18 protein-coding genes are annotated in these 17,323 nt (G+C 69.4%); 17 read left to right on the forward strand and 1 reads right to left on the reverse strand.

Annotated features, from left to right (window positions below):
• The first annotated feature begins 10 nt into the window (after positions 1 to 10).
• Genes ACT4N7_RS20350 through hypB form a run of 14 tightly spaced genes read left to right on the forward strand, consistent with a single transcriptional unit; the run spans position 11 to position 11,290 of the window.
• A complete protein-coding gene (locus tag ACT4N7_RS20350) occupies positions 11 to 676 on the forward strand; it encodes a D-sedoheptulose-7-phosphate isomerase (protein ID WP_444830395.1) in 666 nt (221 codons plus the stop codon).
• The gene (locus ACT4N7_RS20355) at positions 673 to 1,743 is read left to right on the forward strand and encodes a hydrogenase expression protein HypE (protein WP_444830378.1); all 1,071 of its coding nucleotides are present in this window, start codon (positions 673 to 675) and stop codon (positions 1,741 to 1,743) included. Before ACT4N7_RS20350 ends, ACT4N7_RS20355 begins: the two co-directional genes overlap by 4 nt.
• 31 nt (positions 1,744 to 1,774) lie before the next feature.
• Positions 1,775 to 3,562: a nickel-dependent hydrogenase large subunit gene (locus ACT4N7_RS20360; protein WP_444830379.1), complete on the forward strand. Its 1,788-nt coding sequence runs from the start codon at positions 1,775 to 1,777 to the stop codon at positions 3,560 to 3,562.
• Between the two features lie 20 nt (positions 3,563 to 3,582).
• Positions 3,583 to 4,473: a NifU family protein gene (locus ACT4N7_RS20365; protein WP_444830380.1), complete on the forward strand. Its 891-nt coding sequence runs from the start codon at positions 3,583 to 3,585 to the stop codon at positions 4,471 to 4,473.
• Complete coding sequence (locus ACT4N7_RS20370; protein WP_444830381.1) at positions 4,470 to 5,102, forward strand: DUF5947 family protein; 633 nt, start codon at positions 4,470 to 4,472, stop codon at positions 5,100 to 5,102. Before ACT4N7_RS20365 ends, ACT4N7_RS20370 begins: the two co-directional genes overlap by 4 nt.
• Positions 5,095 to 5,736: a DUF6084 family protein gene (locus ACT4N7_RS20375; RefSeq protein ID WP_444830382.1), complete on the forward strand. Its 642-nt coding sequence runs from the start codon at positions 5,095 to 5,097 to the stop codon at positions 5,734 to 5,736. The genes ACT4N7_RS20370 and ACT4N7_RS20375 overlap by 8 nt, the downstream gene beginning before the upstream one ends.
• Complete coding sequence (locus tag ACT4N7_RS20380; RefSeq protein ID WP_444830383.1) at positions 5,733 to 7,070, forward strand: hypothetical protein; 1,338 nt, start codon at positions 5,733 to 5,735, stop codon at positions 7,068 to 7,070. The genes ACT4N7_RS20375 and ACT4N7_RS20380 overlap by 4 nt, the downstream gene beginning before the upstream one ends.
• Positions 7,067 to 7,546, forward strand: coding sequence for a hydrogenase maturation protease (locus ACT4N7_RS20385; RefSeq protein WP_444830384.1), 480 nt, complete (start codon positions 7,067 to 7,069; stop codon positions 7,544 to 7,546). The genes ACT4N7_RS20380 and ACT4N7_RS20385 overlap by 4 nt, the downstream gene beginning before the upstream one ends.
• Position 7,547: 1 nt before the next feature.
• Positions 7,548 to 7,652, forward strand: a complete 105-nt coding sequence (locus tag ACT4N7_RS20390; protein ID WP_444830385.1) for a DUF6893 family small protein — start codon at positions 7,548 to 7,550, stop codon at positions 7,650 to 7,652.
• Between the two features lie 33 nt (positions 7,653 to 7,685).
• Positions 7,686 to 7,958 (forward strand): HypC/HybG/HupF family hydrogenase formation chaperone, encoded by a 273-nt coding sequence (locus ACT4N7_RS20395; protein WP_444830386.1) that lies wholly within the window; start codon positions 7,686 to 7,688, stop codon positions 7,956 to 7,958.
• A 33-nt stretch (positions 7,959 to 7,991) separates the two neighbouring features.
• A complete protein-coding gene (hypD, locus tag ACT4N7_RS20400; protein ID WP_444830387.1) occupies positions 7,992 to 9,119 on the forward strand; it encodes a hydrogenase formation protein HypD in 1,128 nt (375 codons plus the stop codon).
• Positions 9,116 to 10,189 (forward strand): hydrogenase expression/formation protein HypE, encoded by a 1,074-nt coding sequence (gene hypE / locus ACT4N7_RS20405; RefSeq protein ID WP_444830388.1) that lies wholly within the window; start codon positions 9,116 to 9,118, stop codon positions 10,187 to 10,189. Before hypD ends, hypE begins: the two co-directional genes overlap by 4 nt.
• On the forward strand, positions 10,189 to 10,518 hold the full coding sequence (locus tag ACT4N7_RS20410; protein WP_444830389.1) for a hydrogenase maturation nickel metallochaperone HypA/HybF: 330 nt from the start codon (positions 10,189 to 10,191) through the stop codon (positions 10,516 to 10,518). Before hypE ends, ACT4N7_RS20410 begins: the two co-directional genes overlap by 1 nt.
• Position 10,519: 1 nt before the next feature.
• Positions 10,520 to 11,290 (forward strand): hydrogenase nickel incorporation protein HypB, encoded by a 771-nt coding sequence (gene hypB, locus ACT4N7_RS20415; protein WP_444830390.1) that lies wholly within the window; start codon positions 10,520 to 10,522, stop codon positions 11,288 to 11,290.
• On the opposite strand, the gene hypF is transcribed toward hypB, so the two are convergent.
• The gene (gene hypF / locus ACT4N7_RS20420) at positions 11,278 to 13,533 is read right to left on the reverse strand and encodes a carbamoyltransferase HypF (RefSeq protein ID WP_444830391.1); all 2,256 of its coding nucleotides are present in this window, start codon (positions 13,531 to 13,533) and stop codon (positions 11,278 to 11,280) included. The two genes, hypB and hypF, sit on opposite strands and share 13 nt — an antisense overlap.
• Positions 13,534 to 13,964: 431 nt before the next feature.
• Here hypF and metK point away from each other — a divergent pair, with 431 nt between their 5' ends.
• From metK to ACT4N7_RS20435, 3 genes are all read left to right on the forward strand, one after another.
• Complete coding sequence (metK, locus tag ACT4N7_RS20425; RefSeq protein ID WP_444830392.1) at positions 13,965 to 15,188, forward strand: methionine adenosyltransferase; 1,224 nt, start codon at positions 13,965 to 13,967, stop codon at positions 15,186 to 15,188.
• Positions 15,189 to 15,202: 14 nt separating this feature from the next.
• Positions 15,203 to 16,222, forward strand: coding sequence for a carbohydrate kinase family protein (locus tag ACT4N7_RS20430; RefSeq protein ID WP_444830396.1), 1,020 nt, complete (start codon positions 15,203 to 15,205; stop codon positions 16,220 to 16,222).
• Positions 16,219 to 17,323: adenosylhomocysteinase (locus ACT4N7_RS20435; protein ID WP_444830393.1), on the forward strand; the 1,105-nt coding region annotated here is incomplete at its 3' end. The genes ACT4N7_RS20430 and ACT4N7_RS20435, both read left to right, overlap by 4 nt.

The raw sequence follows: 17,323 nt of genomic DNA on the forward strand, positions 1-17,323 counted from the left end.
CAGCCCGGACATGGAGATGCTCTACCCCTTTCTCTACGCGGAGTCCACCGATCTCGACGCGGTGCTCGCCGAGGTCCGCAGGTCCACTGTGGACAAGGTACGGGAGATCCAGGACCTGCGGCGCACCGTGCTGGGCCGCGACGGCGGCAGGCTGCTCGACTGCGCCCGCGACATGGCGACCCGCTTCGCCGCGGGCGGCAGGCTGCTGGCGTTCGGCAACGGCGGCAGCTCGACCGACTCCCAGGATCTGGCCAGCCTGTTCCTGAGCCCGGCGGGCGACGCACCGCCGCTGCCCGCGTTCGGCCTCACCAACGACATCGCCGTGATCACGGCGCTGACCAACGACATCGGTTTCGACGTCGTGTTCTCCCGTCAGATCGGCGCTTTCGGGCGCCGGGACGACATCGCGGTCGGATTGTCCACCAGCGGCAATTCCGGCAACCTGCTGCGCGCCTTTGACGAAGCCGCGCGGCGGGGTCTGCTCACTGTCGGCATCTCCGGCGATCATGGCGGCAAGATGTCCGAATTGGACAGTATCGATTATCTGTTCGTGGTCCCGTCTTCCTCGGTCCACCGGATCCAGGAAGCGCAGACCACCATTTACCACGTGCTGTGGGAATTGACCGTCCACGCCCTGTACGCCGGGGCACCCGAATCCGGGGGTGAACAACCGTGAGTACATCGGCTGCAGAGACGACGGGCGCCAAGGCCGAGGAAGTGGCCCCGATTCACGTCCTGTGGATCAACGCGGGGCTGTCCTGCGACGGCGACTCCGTCGCGCTCACCGCGGCGACGCAGCCCAGCATCGAGGAGATCGTGCTCGGCGCGCTGCCCGGCCTGCCCAAGATCCAGGTCCACTGGCCGCTGATCGACTTCGAGTGCGGCCCCGAGCAGGGCGCGGACAACTTCATCGAGTGGTTCCACAAGGCCGACCGCGGTGAACTCGGCGCGTTCGTCCTGGTCATCGAGGGCTCGATCCCGAACGAGTCGATCAAGAGTGAGGGCTACTGGTGCGGGTTCGGCAACAACCCCGAAACCGGGCAGCCGATGACGACCAGCGAGTGGCTGGATCGCTTGGCGCCCAAGGCACTCGTCGTGCTCGCCGTGGGCACCTGCGCCACCTACGGCGGCATCCACGCGATGGCGGGCAACCCCACCGGCGCGATGGGCGTGCCCGACTACCTCGGCTGGGACTGGAAGTCCAGCGCGGGCATCCCGATCGTGTGCGTGCCCGGCTGCCCGATCCAGCCCGACAACCTGTCCGAGACGATCCTCTACCTGCTCTACCAGGCCTCCGGCCAGGCCCCGATGATCCCCCTGGACGACCAACTCCGGCCGACGTGGCTCTTCGGCGCGACCGTCCACGAAGGATGCGACCGCGCGGGCTACTACGAGCAGGGCCAGTTCGCCGACGCCTACGACTCGCCCAAGTGCCTGGTGAAACTCGGCTGCTGGGGCCCGGTCGTCAAGTGCAACGTGCCCAAGCGCGGCTGGATCAACGGTGTCGGCGGGTGCCCGAACGTGGGCGGCATCTGCATCGGCTGCACCATGCCCGGCTTCCCCGACAAGTTCATGCCGTTCATGGACGAGCCGCCCGGCTCGAAGGTGTCCACCCGGGCCAGCGGCGCCTACGGAAAGGTCATCCGCAGCCTGCGGAGCATCACCGGGAAGACCCTCGACAAGGAGCCGCGCTGGCGGCACAAGGGAAACAAGCTCACCACCGGCTACCAGCCCCGCCACTGACGACGACAACTGCTGCGAAAGGCGCATTTCGATGACCACCGCACGTAAAGGCAGTTCGAAGTCCGACCTGGTCGAGATGTCGTGGGACCCGATCACTCGGATCGTCGGCAGTCTCGGCATCTACACCAAGATCGACTGGGCGCAGAAGAAGGTCGTGGAGTGCCACAGCACGTCCTCGGTCTTCCGCGGCTACAGCATCTTCATGAAGGGCAAGGACCCGCGCGACGCGCATTTCATCACCAGCCGGATCTGCGGCATCTGCGGCGACAACCACGCCACATGTTCGGTGTACACCCAGAACATGGCCTACGGGGTGCGCCCGCCGCACCTGGGCGAGTGGATCCTCAACCTCGGCGAGGCCGCCGAGTACATGTTCGACCACTGCATCTTCCAGGAGAACCTGGTCGGGGTGGACTACTGCGAGAAGATGGTCCGCGAGACCAATCCCGGGGTCCTCGAACTGGCCAACCGAACCGAGGCGCCACACGCCGCCGAGCACGGCTACAAGTTCATCGGCGACATCATGCGCTCGCTCAACCCGCTGGAGGGCGAGTTCTACCGCGAGGCGCTGCAGGTCAGCCGGTACACCCGGGAGATGTTCTGCCTCATGGAGGGCAGGCACGTCCATCCATCCACTTTGTACCCGGGCGGCGTCGGCACGGTCGCGACGATCCAACTCTTCACCGACTACCTCACCCGGCTGATGCGCTACGTGGAGTTCATGAAGCGCGTGGTGCCGATGCACGACGACTTGTTCGACTTCTTCTACATGGCCCTGCCCGGGTACGAGGAGGTCGGCAGGCGGCGCATCCTGCTCAACTGCTGGGGCAGCCTGAACGACCCGCAGTACTGCGACTTCACCTACCGCAACATGACCGAGTGGGGCCGCAAGATGTTCGTCACCCCCGGGGTGGTGGTGGACGGCAAGCTCGTCACCACCGACCTGGTGGAGATCAACCTCGGCATCCGCATTCTGCTCGGCAGTTCCTTCTACGACGACTGGGACCAGGAGCCCAACTTCGTCGACCGCGACCCACTGGGCAACCCGGTCGACCACCGCCACCCGTGGAACCAGACCACCATCCCGCACCCGGCCAAGCGCGACTTCGACAGCAAGTACTCGTGGACGATGTCGCCGCGCTGGTTCGACGGCAAGGACTACTTGGCGCTGGACACCGGCGGCGGCCCCATCGCCCGACTGTGGACCACCGCGCTGGCGAACCTCGTGCACACCGACTACGTGCGCTCCACCGGACACAGCGTGGTGATCAACCTGCCGCGCACGGCGACCAAGCCGGAAGCAACCTTCGAGTGGAAGATTCCACAGTGGAGCAACGCCCTGGAGCGCAACCGGGCGCGCACCTACTTCCAGGCGTACGCCGCCGGTATGGCCCTGCACTTCGTGGAGAAGGCGCTGGCCGAGGTGCGCGCCGGGCACACCAAGACCTGGGAGCCGTTCACCGTCCCGGACGAGGCCGTGAGCTGCGGCTTCACCGAGGCCGTGCGCGGCGTGCTCTCCCACCACATGGTGATCAAGGGCGGCAAGATCGCGAACTACCACCCGTACCCGCCGACCCCGTGGAACGGCAGCGTCCGCGACTCCTACGGCACCCCCGGGCCGTACGAGGACGCGGTGCAGAACACGCCGATCTTCGAGGAGAACACCCAGGAGAACTTCAAGGGCATCGACATCATGCGCGCGGTCCGCAGCTTCGACCCGTGTCTGCCCTGCGGGGTGCACATGCATGTCGACAAGGGCGGCAAGAGCACGGTCCTCAAACGGCTGCACACCCCACACGCCTTCGGATCCGAACTCTGAGCGCGGACGGGGATCCGTCCATGACAAGGCAGGTACCGGAAGCAGCGGCCGTCGCGGCGAAGATCGAGGAGATCCTCGCCGATCTGGCCACGCTCGGCGACCCCGACGTGGGTCGCCGGGCGGAGGAACTGGTGCGCACCATCGTGGAGTTCTACGGCGCGGGTCTGGAGCGCCTGTTCGACGTCCTCGCCGAGGCCACTGGCGCGGACGTCGAGCGGGTGGTGCGCGAGCTGGCTGCCGACGACCTCGTCGGCAGCCTGCTCGTCCTGCACGACCTGCACCCGGATTCCACTATGGACCGGGTGAGCGCCGCACTGGAGAAGGTGCGGCCCTACCTCGGGTCGCACTCGGGCGACGTGGAACTGCTCGGGGTGGACGACGACGGCACGGTGCGGTTGCGGCTGGCGGGAAGTTGCAACGGCTGCCCGTCCTCGACGGTCACCGTCAAGCTGGCGATCGAGCAGGCGATCCACGACGCGGCACCGGAGATCGTCCGGGTCGACGTCGAGGGTGTGGTCGCCGAACCGGCCGCGGGCACCGGGCCGGGCGGGCGGCCGCTGCTGCCGATCAGCGCGTCGACCGCTCCCCCGCCCCCGCCACCGCGCTGGCTCGACGCCGACGGCCTCGACGGCATCGGCCCGGGTTCGGTGCGGGCGGCCAACGTCGGCGGCGCGCGCACCGTGGTGTGCAATGTGGACGGACAGCTCTACGCCTACCGCGACCGGTGTCCGGCCTGCTCGGCCGCGCTCGCGGGCGGCACGCTGACCGGCAGGCTGCTCGCCTGCCCGGCCTGTGGCGAACGCTACGACATCGTGCTCGCCGGGCGCGACGCCGAACACGACCGGCTGCATCTCGACCCGCTGCCGCTGCTCTCGGGCAACGGCGGAGTGCGGATCGCGGTGCCGTCATGACCTCCGGGCTGCGCCGGTTCCGAACCCGCCCGGAACCGGTCGCCGTGCCGCAGGCGGGCGAACGCTGCGAGATGTGCGCCGAGCCGATCAGCACGGAACACGGCCATGTGACCAATATCGAGACCAGGGCACTCATGTGCGCCTGCCGCGGCTGCTATCTGCTGTTCACGGCGCGCGGCGCGGGCGGCAGCAAGTTCCGCGCCGTGCCCGAACGCCACGTGTACGCGGAGTCGCTGCCCGGCGGCGCCCCGCTGTGGGACTCGGCCGGGATCCCGGTGCGGATGGCGTTCTTCTTCGCCAACTCCGATCTGGAGAAGACCGTGGCGTTCTACCCGAGCCCCGCCGGGGCGACGGAATCGCTGCTGGCGCTCGACTCGTGGACCGAGCTGGTGGCGGACAACGCCTGGTTGAGCGACCTCGTGCCGGACGTCGAGGCGCTGCTGATCATCAAGCAGGACCAGCGTTTCGAGGGTTTCCTGGTGCCGATCTCGTGCTGCTACGAGCTTGTCGGTCTGGTCAGGATGCACTGGCGGGGATTCGACGGCGGCACCGAGGCGTGGGCGAAGATCGACGGCTTCTTCGCCGCACTGCGCGCCCGTTCCACCGCCGCGGGGAGCGCCGATGCCTGACCTCGCGTTCGAGTGTCTCGATGTCCGGCCGGAGCAGTACGGGACGAGCCCGACCCTGCTGTTCCGGCTGCAGATCGCCGAGACCACCGCGGCGTCGATCCACGCGATCGCGCTGCGGGTGCAGATTCGGATCGAGCCGCAGCGCAGACGCTACGACGCGCACGAGTCGGAGCTGCTGGCGTCGCTGTTCGGCGACCCGTCCCGCTTCGGCGACACGCTCAAACCCATGCAGTTCGCCGCCGTCTCGGTCATGGTGCCCAGCTTCACCGGGTCGATCGAGGTCGACGTGCCGGTGCCGTGCAGCTACGACCTGGAAGTGGCCACGGGCAAGTACTTCCACGCCCTGGCCGACGGCGTGGTGCCGATGGTGATGTTGTTCAGCGGCACGGTCTTCGCCAAGAACGGCGACAAGTTCTGGGTCAGCCAGGTGCCCTGGCACCAGGAGGCGAACTACCGGCTGCCGATCGCCGTGTGGCGCGAGCTGATGGACACCTACTTCCCCAACCAGGCGTGGGTCCGGGTGCACCGCGAGACGATCGACGCGCTGCTGCGGTTCAAGGCCGAGCACGCGCTGCCGACCTGGGACGCCGCGTTCGCGGCCCTGCTGGCCAAGGCCAAGGAGGCGACCGGATGACGACCTTCTCCACCACCGCGTTCTCCGCCGCCCTCGCCGTCGCGGATGCCGTGCTGTACGAGGGATATCTGCTCTACCCCTACCGGGCCTCGGCGGCGAAGAACCAGATCCGCTGGCAGTGGGGCGTGCTGATGCCCCAGGCGTTCGCCGACGCCGGGTCGGGCGAGCACGCGGACAACCGGACCGAGTGCTTGGTGGAACCGGGTTCACACGCGACCCTGCACGTGCGGCTGCGGTTCCTGCAGGTGCAGTCGCGCACGGTCGAGGTGTCCGGGGCGGCGGTGCCCTCGGTCACCGTGGCGGGCACGGAGTACACGAGCTGGGACGAGGCTGTCGAGCGCGAGGTGGACGCCGTGCTGCGGTTCGCCGACCTGCTCGCGGGCGACAACCTGGTTCCGTTCACTGTGGACAGTGGGGAGGACGCCGAGGAGTTGACGCCCACCACCCGGATCGTGCGGCGCCGCGCGCAACTCGACGGTGTGCTCACGGTTCGCGCGGACTCGCTGGACGGCCCGTACGGCGGGGTGCGGCTGCGAGTCGACGTGGCGAACACGTCCACGGCCGTCCCGGCGGACCGGACCGAGGCGCTGCGCGGCGCCCTGATCGCCGCGCACAGCCTGCTCGCCGTGTCGCCAGGACGGTTCCTGTCGATGGTCGAACCGCCCGAGTGGGCGCAGTTCGCGGTGGCCGCGTGCCGCAACGAGCGGGTGTGGCCGATCCTGGTCGGCGACCCCGGCGACGAGGTCGTGCTGTCCTCGCCGATCATCCTCTACGACCACCCGTCGATCGCGCCGGAGAGCGCGGGAAACCTGTTCGACGGCTTGGAGATCGACGAGATCCTGACCCTGCGCACGATGGCGCTGACCGACGAGGAGAAGCGCGAGGCCCGAGCCACCGACGAGAAGGCCCGCGAGATCGTCGACCGGGTCGACAACATGCCGCCCGAACTGCTCGAACGGCTGCACGGCACGATCCGCTACCTCAAGGCCGCCACCGGCGAGCGCGAGGAGGTCGACATCACCGCCCGGCCCGACGTGCCGTGGTGGGACCCGGGTGCCGACACATCGGTGTCGCCCGGGACCGACCACGTGATCGTCGCGGGTGTCGCGGTGGCCAAGGGCAGCCGGGTGGTCCTGCGGCCAGGGTCGCGCCGATCCGACGCCCAGGACATGTTCCTGGCCGGGCGCACCGCGCTCGTCGCCGCCGTACTGTCCGATGTGGACAATCAGCTCTACGTCGCGGTCACCCTGGAGGACGACCCGGCCGCCGACCTGCAGATCGCGCACGGCCGGTTCCGGTACTTCTCGCCGGACGAGATCGAGCCGCTGCCATGAGGATCCTGGTGGCGGGCATCGGCAACATCTTCCTCGGCGACGACGGGTTCGGCGTCGAGGCCACCCGCCGACTGTCCGAACTGGACTTCCCGACCGAGGTGCGGGTGACCGACTACGGCATCCGCGGCATGCACCTGGCGTACGACCTGCTCGCGGGCTACGACGTCACGATCATGGTGGACGCCACCGCGCGCGGCGAGCCGCCCGGCACCATCACGGTGCTCGAACTCGACACCTCGGAACCGGCGGGCGAACCCGCCGTCGAGGCGCACAGCATGACCCCGGACACCGTGCTCGATCTGGTGCACGTGCTCGGCGGCAGCCCGGGGCGGGTGCTGCTGGTCGGCTGCGAGCCCGCCTCGCTGGACCCGGGCATCGGGCTGAGCGAGCCGGTGCGCGCCGCCGTCGACCCCGCCGTGGCCGAGGTCGTCGACCTGGTCTCGACCCTGTTGTCTCCCGTGGGAGAGGGGGTGTGACATGCGCCGACTGTTCTTTCTGCTGACCTTCGTCGGCCTCGGCGCGGCGATCTTCAAGCTCGTCGGGCCCGACATCAAGCGATACCTGGACATGCGCAAGATGTGAGGGATTTCCGGTCACCGAAAGGAAGGTGTCGCCATGTGCCTGGGCATACCAGGGGAGGTCATCGAGATCCTGACCGACAAACCGGACCTCGCCAAAGTCGACGTGTGCGGGGTGAAGCGGGCTATCAACATCGGCCTGCTCACCGAGGACCCGCCGGTGCCCGGTGAATGGGTGCTGATCCACGTCGGGTTCGCACTGTCCAAAATAGACGAAGCCGAGGCCGCGAAGGCGTTGGAATTCCTCGAAAGCATCGGCAAGGCCTACGACGACGAGATCGCCGCGTTTCTGGAGTCACGGATCGACTAGAGACCGGAAGTCCGAGGGAACGGAAGTACTGCCATGCGGTTCGTCGACGAGTTCCGCGACGCCGAGAAGGCGCGCGCACTGTCCGCCAGGATCGCCGGGCTCTGCGCGCCCGGCAGGCACTACAAGTTCATGGAGGTGTGCGGCGGGCACACGCACACCATCTACAAGCACGGGTTGGAGGACTACCTGCCCGAGAGCATCACGCTCGTGCACGGGCCCGGCTGCCCGGTGTGCGTTATCCCGATGGGCCGGGTGGACGACGCCATCCACATCGCCCGCCAACCCGGGGTGCTGATGACCTCGTTCGGCGACATGATGCGGGTGCCCGGGTCGGGCGGGAACTTCTTCGACTCCAACGCCGAGGGCACCAACATTCGGATGGTGTACTCGCCGCTGGACTCGCTCAAGATCGCCCGGCAGAACCCGGATCTGCACGTGGTGTTCATGGCGATCGGGTTCGAGACGACCGCGCCATCCACGGCGATGACCGTGCTGCGCGCGGCCAGGGAGGGCATCGAGAACTTCTCGGTGTTCGCCAACCACGTCACGATCGTCCCGGCCATCAAGGCGATCCTGGACTCCCCCGACCTGCGCCTCGACGGGTTCATCGGGCCGGGCCACGTGTCCACCGTGATCGGCTGCGCGCCGTACGAGTTCATCGCGCGCGACTACCGCAAGCCGGTCGTGGTCGCGGGTTTCGAGCCGTTGGACATCCTGCAGTCGATCTACCTGCTGATGGTGCAGTTGGCCGAGGACCGGTCCGAAGTGGAGAACCAGTACTCGCGGGTGGTGCCGTGGGAGGGCAACCCGGTGGCACTACGGGCCATCGGCGAGGTCATGGAGCTGCGGCCGTACTTCGAGTGGCGCGGCCTGGGCTTCATCTCCCACTCGGCGCTGCGGGTGCGCGAGGCATACGCCGCCTTCGACGCCGAGCAGCGGTACGACCTGCCCGGCGTCCGGGTCGCCGACCCGAAGGCGTGCCAGTGCGGCGAGGTGCTCAAGGGCGTACTCAAACCGTGGGAGTGCAAGGTGTTCGGCACCGCGTGCACCCCGGAGACGCCGATCGGAACGTGCATGGTGTCCCCGGAGGGCGCCTGCGCGGCCTACTACAACTTCGGTCGGTTCACCCGGCAGCGGGTGCGGGAGGCGAGCAGTACGTGACCAGCCGCGAACAGCAGGTCCTCGACCGCATCGACAAGGCACGGCGGCGGCGCGCCAGGGTCCGGGAGGAACGGATCACGCTGTCGCACGGCTCGGGCGGCAAGGCCACCCAGACCCTGGTGGAGGCGGTGTTCCTCGACGCGTTCCGCAACCCGCTGCTCGAACCGCTGGAGGATGCCGCCGTGTTCACTGTGGACGGTGCGCGGCTCGCGCTGACCACGGACTCCTACGTGGTGTCGCCGCTGTTCTTCCCCGGCGGCGACATCGGCGACCTCGCGGTGAACGGGACGGTGAACGACCTCGCCGTCTCGGGCGCCCGACCGCTGTACCTGACCGCGGGTTTCATTCTGGAGGAGGGCTTTCCGGTCGCGGACCTGACCAGGATAGTCGACTCCATGGCGCGTGCCGCCGAGGTGGCGGGTGTCAAGATCGTCACCGGCGACACGAAGGTGGTGCAGCGCGGCAAGGCCGACGGCTGCTACATCAACACCGCCGGGGTCGGCGTCCTCGACCGGGACACCCACCTCGGCGCGGCCACGGCGCGGCCGGGCGACGTGGTGCTGGTGTCCGGCCCGATCGGCGAGCACGGCATCACCATCATGCTCGCCCGCGGCGAACTGGACATCGACGCCGACCTGGAGTCCGACACGGCCCCGGTGCACGGTCTGGTGGCGGCGCTGCTGGCCGCCACGCCGGGCGTGCGGGCGATGCGCGACGCGACCCGAGGCGGTGTGGCGACGATCCTCAACGAGGTAGCCAAGGCCGCCGACGTGGCCGTGGTGGTCGACGAGGCCGCCATCCCGGTGAAGGCCGAGGTGCGCGGGGCGTCCGAACTGCTCGGCATCGACCCGCTGTATGTCGCCTGCGAGGGCCGGATCGTGGTGATCGTCGACGGCGCGCACGCGGACACGGCACTGGCGGCGATGCGCGCGCATCCGTTGGGCGAGCAGGCCGCCGTCATCGGCCGGGTGAAGGCGGACCCGCCCGGACTGGTGCTGCTCAACACCGCGTTCGGCGGCACCCGGATCGTGGACCTGCTGGTCGGTGACCCGCTGCCGAGGATCTGCTGATGCACGAGCTGTCGATCACCCAGAGCATCGTCGAGACGATCGAGGACCGGCTCGACGGTGCCCGGGTGACGGTCGTGCGGCTGGAGGTCGGCAAGCTCGCGGGCATCGTGTGCGACTCGCTGCGGTTCTGTTTCGACGTGGTGGCGGCGGGCACGACCATGGAGGGCGCCCGGCTGGACATCGATGAGCCGGTCGGGCTGGGTCGGTGCCGGGACTGCGGCGCCGAACAGGAGTACGGCGACCTGATCCTGTTGTGCGACTGCGGAAGCGCCGACATCGAGGTGCTCGCGGGCCGGGAACTGCGGATCACGAGCGTGGAGGTGGCCTGACATGTGCACGACCTGCGGCTGCTCGGACGACGCCGGGGTCAGGGTCATCGACCCGGACCACATCCATGAGCACGGCCACGGGCATGGCCACGAGCACGGGCATGGCCACGGGCGCACGGTGTCGCTGGAAGTGGATGTGCTGGCCAAGAACGACTCCCTCGCCGAACGCAACCGGGCGTGGCTCGCCGAGCGCGGCACGGGCGCGGTCAACCTGATGAGTTCGCCCGGCTCGGGCAAGACCACCTTGCTGGAGCGCACGGTGCGCGAACTGTCCGGCGAGTTGCCGGTGAGCGTGATCGAGGGCGACCAGGAGACGCTGTTCGACGCCGAGCGCATTCGCGCCACCGGCTGCCGCGTCGTGCAGGTCAACACCGGCGCGGGCTGCCACCTCGACGCGGACATGCTCGCCGCGGCCCTGCGCACGCTCGACCCGCCGCGCGGCGGCGTGGTGTTCGTGGAGAACGTGGGCAACCTGGTCTGCCCGGCCCTGTTCGACCTCGGCGAGAGCTGCCGCGCGGTGGTCATGTCGGTCACCGAGGGCGCGGACAAGCCGCTGAAGTACCCGCACATGTTCGCCACCGCGGACGTCGTGCTGCTCAACAAGATCGACCTACTGCCCTATGTGGACTTCGACGTGGCCAGGTTCCGCACGGACGCCAGGAAAGTGCGCCCCCGGGTCGAAGTCCTCGAACTGTCCGCCACCCGCGGCGACGGCGTGGACGCCTGGTATTCCTGGCTGCGAAAGCGATTCCCGGCCGCTCAGCCCGGCTGACGCGCCCGCGCGGCCGCCACCGCGACCTGGCCGAGGCTGATCCCGCCGTCGTTGGTCGGGACCTGGCAGTGGGTGAGCACCTCGAACCCGTTGACCCGCAGGCGATCCACCACCCGGTCCACCAGCAGCAGGTTCTGGAACACGCCGCCGGACAGGGCGACCGTGGCCAGGCCGCTGGTGTCGCGCAGCCACCCGCAGGTGCGCACGATCGCGTCGGCGACCCCGTTGTGGAACCGGGCGGCGATCACCGGCTGTGCGACGCCGTCGAGCAGGTCCCGGGCGGCGGCGCGGACGAGGTCGGCGCCCACCAGCACGCCGTCGTCGGTCAGGTCGGCGAGGTAGCTGCCGCGCTCGGTCGGGTCGGCGCACTGTTCCAACTCGACGGCGGCCTGGCCCTCGTAGTTGATCGTGTCCCGCAGGCCGATGAGCGCGGCGACCGCGTCGAACAGCCTGCCCGCGCTGGAGGTCAGCGGTGCGTTGACGCCCTTGCGGGCCATCTCCCGCACCTGCTCCCAGTGCTCCCGGTGCGCCACTGGGAGGTCATCTGTCACCCGCGCCGCGTCCACATAGGACGCCGCCATTCGCCACGGCTGGCGGATCGCCGCCGCGCCGCCTGGCATCGGGACCGGCGCGAGGTGCGCGGCGCGCTCGAAGGACAGCAGGTCGGCCAGCAGGAACTCGCCGCCCCACAGGGTTCCGTCGGTGCCGTAGCCCAGGCCGTCGAAGGCCACCCCGATGACCGGACCGGACACCCCGTTGTCGGCGAGGCACGACGCGATGTGCGCGTGGTGGTGTTGCACCCCTTCGAGGTCGACGCCGTCGAGGTCGAGCGCGTACTTGGTGGACAGGTACTCCGGGTGCAGGTCGTGCGCCACGATCTCGGGGGCGATGTCGAAGACCCGGGTGAAGTGCTCGATCCCGGCGGTGAACGAGCCCAGCGTGGCGTAGTTCTCCAGATCGCCGATGTGGTGGGACAGGAACGCGTGGTTGCCTTTGGCGGCACAGAAGGTGTTCTTCAACTCGGCCCCGCAGGCCAGGATCGGGCGCGGGCAGGGCGCGGCCAGCCGCACCGGCTCGGGCACGTAGCCGCGCGAGCGGCGCAGCACGGACTCCCCGCCGCGCAGCGGCCGGACCACGGAGTCGTCGGTGCGCACGTGGATCGGCCGGTCGTGGGTGAGCACGGCGTCGGCGATCCCGGCCAGCCGGGCGAACGCGTCGTCGTCGAGGTGGGCGATCGGCTCGTCGGAGACATTGCCGCTGGTGAGCACGATCGGCTCGCCGACGGCGTGCAGGAGCAGGTGGTGCAGCGGGGTGTAGGGCAGCATCAGCCCCAGTTCCCGGTTGCCCGGCGCGACCGACGGCGCGACCGGCGCGTCCGCCCGGCGCGGCAGCAGCACGATCGGCCGCCTGCGTCCGGCCAGCACGCCCGCGCCCACATCGTCCACTTGGCACACTCGACGGGCCTCGGCCAGATCGGCCACCATCAGCGCGAACGGCTTGTCCTCGCGGTGTTTCCGCGCGCGCAGGCTCGCGGTGGCGGACTCGCTGCCAGCGAGCGCGGCGAGGTGGTAGCCGCCGAGTCCCTTGACCGCGACCACCTTGCCCACGTGCAGCAGCGCCGCCGTCTCCCCCACCGGGTCGCCCGCCAGCCGCTCCCCGGCGGGCGTACACAGCCGCAGGGTCGGGCCGCAGTCGGCGCAGCAGGTGGGCTGCGCGTGGAACCGGCGGTCGCCCGGGTCGTGGTATTCCGCCGAACAGGCCGCGCACATCGCGAAGTCCGCCATCGTCGTGAGTGGACGGTCGTAGGGCACGTCGCGCACGATGGTGAAGCGGGGGCCGCAGTTCGTGCAGTTGACGAACGGGTAGCCGAAGCGCCGGTCGAGCGGGTCGCCCAGCTCGCGCAGGCAGTCGGCGCAGGTGGCGCTGTCGGCCGAGATCAGCGTCCGGCGCGCGCCCGCGGCCGCGCTGGCCACGATCCGAAACTCGACGGCGCCCGACGCGGTGCCCGCCCGCGCGGTGATGCGCTCGATCGCGGCCAACGGCGGCGGATCGTGGGCGAGGTCGGCGAGGAACCGCTCGACCGCCGCCGCGGGCCCCTCGACCTCGATGAACACCCCGTCGACGTCGTTGCCGACCAGCCCGGCCAGCCCGAGGCCGCGCGCGAGCGCGTACACGTAGGGCCGGAACCCCACCCCTTGCACCACACCCTCGACCCGGACGTCATACCGGACTGCGCCAGTCACCCACCCAGTGTGGCCGCACCGGAACCCGCGCGCGACCCCGCTTTGTGGTCTGGACACATGCTGGGTTTGGTGAATTTGTGGTCGATGCCGGCTACCTGACCGGCGTTTTTGCTTGGACCATGGGAGAACAGCAGAAATCGACGAGACGCGGCGGAAGAGATTGTCGAGATGAGCGGCGGAAGATGCTGTCCGCAGTGCGGACTTCCGACCGGCGAGCCCCCCGGCGACTTCACCGGAGACACCGTCGAGTCCCTCAGCCGGGAAGTGCGTGTCCTGCGGGAAACGATCGCTCGGCTGCGGGGTGCGGGCGCGGGCCGGTCCGACACCGGGCCGCACGCCCGGGTGCACCCCGCCGCGAGCGGCTGATCGGCAAGCAGATCCCGCGGGCCGAGGACCGAAACACGAAAGACGACACGAGGAGTCCTGGCGCCATGACGGGCAACTACGCCGACGACGAATTCCTGTTCACCTCGGAATCGGTCACCGAAGGCCATCCCGACAAGATGGCCGACCAGATCTCCGACGCCGTGCTCGACGCGGCGCTGCGCGCCGACCCGTATTCGCGGGTCGCCTGCGAGACCATGCTGACCACCGGACTCGTGCTGGTCGCGGGTGAGATCACCACACCGGTCACGCTGAACATCGCCGACATCGTGCGCGGCACGATCCACGACATCGGCTACACCTCGGCGTGCGGCTTCGACGGGTCGAGCTGCGCGGTGATCACCGCGCTGGGCACCCAGTCGCCGGACATCGCGCAGGGCGTCGACACCGCGCACGAGCACCGCAGCGCGCTGAGCGAGGACGAACTGGACCGGATCGGCGCGGGCGACCAGGGGATGATGTTCGGCTACGCCACCAACGAGACCCCCGAGCTGATGCCGATGCCGATCGCGCTGGCGCACCGGCTCGCGCGCCAACTCGCCCGCATGCGCAAGTCCGGCGTCATGCCGCATCTTCGGCCGGACGGAAAGACCCAGGTCACCGTGCGCTACCGGGACGGCGTGCCGGTGGGTGTGGAGAAGGTGCTCATCTCCACTCAGCACGACGAGGGCTCCGACCGGCTGCTGCCCGACGAGCTGTGGGAGAACGTGGTCACCCAGGTGATCCCGCCGGACCTCTACGACCCCGTGCTGCTGCGCGCGAACCTCTACGTCAATCCGACCGGCCGGTTCGTGATCGGCGGCCCGGTGGGCGACGCCGGGCTGACCGGCCGCAAGATCATCGTGGACACCTACGGCGGCTTCGCCAGACACGGCGGCGGCGCGTTCTCCGGCAAAGATCCGTCCAAAGTAGACCGTTCGGCGGCGTACGCGGCCCGCTACGTGGCCAAGAACGTGGTGGCCGCGGGACTTGCCGACCGGGTCGAGGTGCAGGTCGCCTACGCCATCGGCGTGGCCCGCCCGCTGTCGCTGCTGGTCGAGACCTTCGGCACCGAACGGGTCTCGCGCTCGCGCATCCTGAGCCTGGTCGAGGAGAACTTCGACCTGCGCCCGGGCGCGTTCCGCGAGTATCTCAAGCTGCACCGGCCGATCTACGCCAAAACCGCCACCTACGGCCATTTCGGCCGGGACGAGGAAGAATTCACCTGGGAGCACACCGATCGCGCGGACCAGTTGCGCGCGGCCGCGGGTATCGCCGCCGTGGCGGTGTGACCGCGATGGCAGAGCTGGACCTCGTGGTCACCGGGTCGATCGCGACCGACTACCTGATGGTGTTCCCCGGCCGCTTCGCCGAGCAGTTGGTGGAGGGGCAGTTGGCCAAGGTGTCACTGTCGTTCCTGGTGGACGACCTGCAGATCCGCCGGGGCGGGGTCGCGGCGAACATCGCCTACGGCCTGGGCTGTCTGGGCCTGAAGTCCACATTGGTCGGCGCGGTCGGCGCGGACTTCGCCGAGTACCGGTCCTGGCTCGACGCGCACGGCGTCGACACCAAGCACGTGCGGGTCTCCGAACAGCGGCACACGGCCCGGTTCCTGTGCACCACCGACGCCGACCACAACCAGATCGCGTCGTTCTACTCCGGGGCGATGGACGAGGCGGGCGAGATCGACCTGCGGCCCATCCTCGCCACCCGCACCGGCACGCCGCTGGTCGTGGTCAGCCCCAACGACCCGGCCGCGATGCTGCGGCACACCCGGGAGTGCCGCGAGGACGGCGTCGCGTTCGCCGCGGACCCCTCGCAGCAGATCCCCCGGTTGAGCGGCGCGGACCTACGCACGCTGGTCGATGGCGCGGCCTACCTGTTCACCAACGAGTACGAGCGCAGCCTGCTCGTGGAGAAGACCGGCTGGACCGACGCCGACGTGCTGGCCCGCGTCGGCACGTGGATCACCACCCTGGGCCCGCAGGGCGCGCGGGTCGAATCCCGCGACGGTCGGCCGATGACCGTGTCGGCGGCAGCCGAGCGCGCCAAGGCCGACCCGACCGGCGTCGGCGACGCCTTCCGCGCCGGGTTCCTGGCCGGGATCGCGTGGGGCCTCGACGCCCAGCGCGGCGCTCAGCTCGGCTGTATGCAGGCCGCGTTGGTGATCGAGACCGTCGGCACCCAGGAGTACCTGTTCGACCAGGTCGAGTTCCTCGACCGGTTCACCGAGGCGTACGGACCGGCTGCCGCGCAAGCGGTGTCGCCCCGCCTGCAGTCCACTGTGGTCGGTCGGATGGCCGCACCCGCCAAGGAGAAGGTATGACCACGCTCGACCACAAGGTAGCCGATCTGTCCCTCGCCGCGTTCGGCCGCAAGGAGATCGACCTGGCGGAGAACGAGATGCCCGGGCTGATGTCCACCCGCGCGGAGTTCGCCGCCGCGCAGCCGCTGCGCGGGGCGCGGATCGCCGGGTCGCTGCACATGACCGTGCAGACCGCCGTACTGATCGAGACCCTGGTCGCGCTCGGCGCGCAGGTGCGGTGGGTGAGCTGCAACATCTTCTCCACCCAGGACCACGCCGCGGCGGCGACCGTCGTCGGCCCCGAGGGCAGCATCGATGCGCCTGCGGGCGTGCCGGTGTTCGCGTGGAAAGGCGAGACGCTGGAGGAGTACTGGTGGTGCACCGACCAACTCTTCTCGTTCACCGACGACAACGGTGCGCCAGTCGGCCCGAACATGATCCTCGACGATGGCGGCGACGCGACACTGTTGGTACACAAGGGAGTCGAGTACGAGAAGACCGGCGTGGTGCCCAACGCCGAGGACGAGGACCCGCACGAGTACCGGATCATCCTGGACCTGCTGCGGCGCAGCGTGGCCGAGCGGCCCGGCCGGTTCACCGCGATGGCGGCGGACATCCTCGGCGTCACCGAGGAGACCACCACGGGCGTGCACCGGCTCTACGAGTTCGCCCGCGCGGGCGAATTGCTGTTCCCCGCGATCAACGTCAACGACTCGGTGACGAAGTCGAAGTTCGACAACAAGTACGGCATCCGGCACTCCCTGGTCGACGGCATCAACCGCGGCACCGACGTCCTCATCGGCGGCAAGGTGACGGTGGTCTGCGGCTACGGCGACGTCGGCAAGGGCGCGGCGGAGTCGCTGCGCGGACAGGGCGCGCGGGTGGTCGTCACCGAGATCGACCCGATCTGCGCGCTGCAGGCAGCGATGGACGGCTACCAGGTGACCACGTTGGACGATGTGGTCGCCACGGCGGACATGTTCATCACGACCACAGGCAACAAGGACATCATCCTCGCCGAGGACATGGCCGCGATGAAGCACCAGGCGATCGTGGGCAACATCGGCCACTTCGACAACGAGATCGACATCGTCGGCCTGGAGCGCACCCCGGGGATCGTGA

It is taken from the genome of Actinokineospora sp. (assembly GCF_052390155.1).
In the GTDB taxonomy this organism is placed as follows: Bacteria; Actinomycetota; Actinomycetes; order Mycobacteriales; family Pseudonocardiaceae; genus Actinokineospora.

Bases quoted from the DNA above. Each gene is read 5' to 3' on its own strand.
- ACT4N7_RS20385 (WP_444830384.1), top strand. From the start codon at position 7,067: ATGAGGATCCTGGTGGCGGGCATCGGCAACATCTTCCTCGGCGACGAC.
- ACT4N7_RS20410 (WP_444830389.1), top strand. From the start codon at position 10,189: ATGCACGAGCTGTCGATCACCCAGAGCATCGTCGAGACGATCGAGGAC.
- metK (WP_444830392.1), top strand. From the start codon at position 13,965: ATGACGGGCAACTACGCCGACGACGAATTCCTGTTCACCTCGGAATCG.
- hypB (WP_444830390.1), top strand. From the start codon at position 10,520: ATGTGCACGACCTGCGGCTGCTCGGACGACGCCGGGGTCAGGGTCATC.
- ACT4N7_RS20375 (WP_444830382.1), top strand. From the start codon at position 5,095: ATGCCTGACCTCGCGTTCGAGTGTCTCGATGTCCGGCCGGAGCAGTAC.
- ACT4N7_RS20365 (WP_444830380.1), top strand. From the start codon at position 3,583: ATGACAAGGCAGGTACCGGAAGCAGCGGCCGTCGCGGCGAAGATCGAG.
- ACT4N7_RS20380 (WP_444830383.1), top strand. From the start codon at position 5,733: ATGACGACCTTCTCCACCACCGCGTTCTCCGCCGCCCTCGCCGTCGCG.
- ACT4N7_RS20395 (WP_444830386.1), top strand. From the start codon at position 7,686: ATGTGCCTGGGCATACCAGGGGAGGTCATCGAGATCCTGACCGACAAA.
- hypD (WP_444830387.1), top strand. From the start codon at position 7,992: ATGCGGTTCGTCGACGAGTTCCGCGACGCCGAGAAGGCGCGCGCACTG.
- ACT4N7_RS20390 (WP_444830385.1), top strand. From the start codon at position 7,548: ATGCGCCGACTGTTCTTTCTGCTGACCTTCGTCGGCCTCGGCGCGGCG.
- ACT4N7_RS20370 (WP_444830381.1), top strand. From the start codon at position 4,470: ATGACCTCCGGGCTGCGCCGGTTCCGAACCCGCCCGGAACCGGTCGCC.
- ACT4N7_RS20360 (WP_444830379.1), top strand. From the start codon at position 1,775: ATGACCACCGCACGTAAAGGCAGTTCGAAGTCCGACCTGGTCGAGATG.
- ACT4N7_RS20350 (WP_444830395.1), top strand. From the start codon at position 11: ATGGAGATGCTCTACCCCTTTCTCTACGCGGAGTCCACCGATCTCGAC.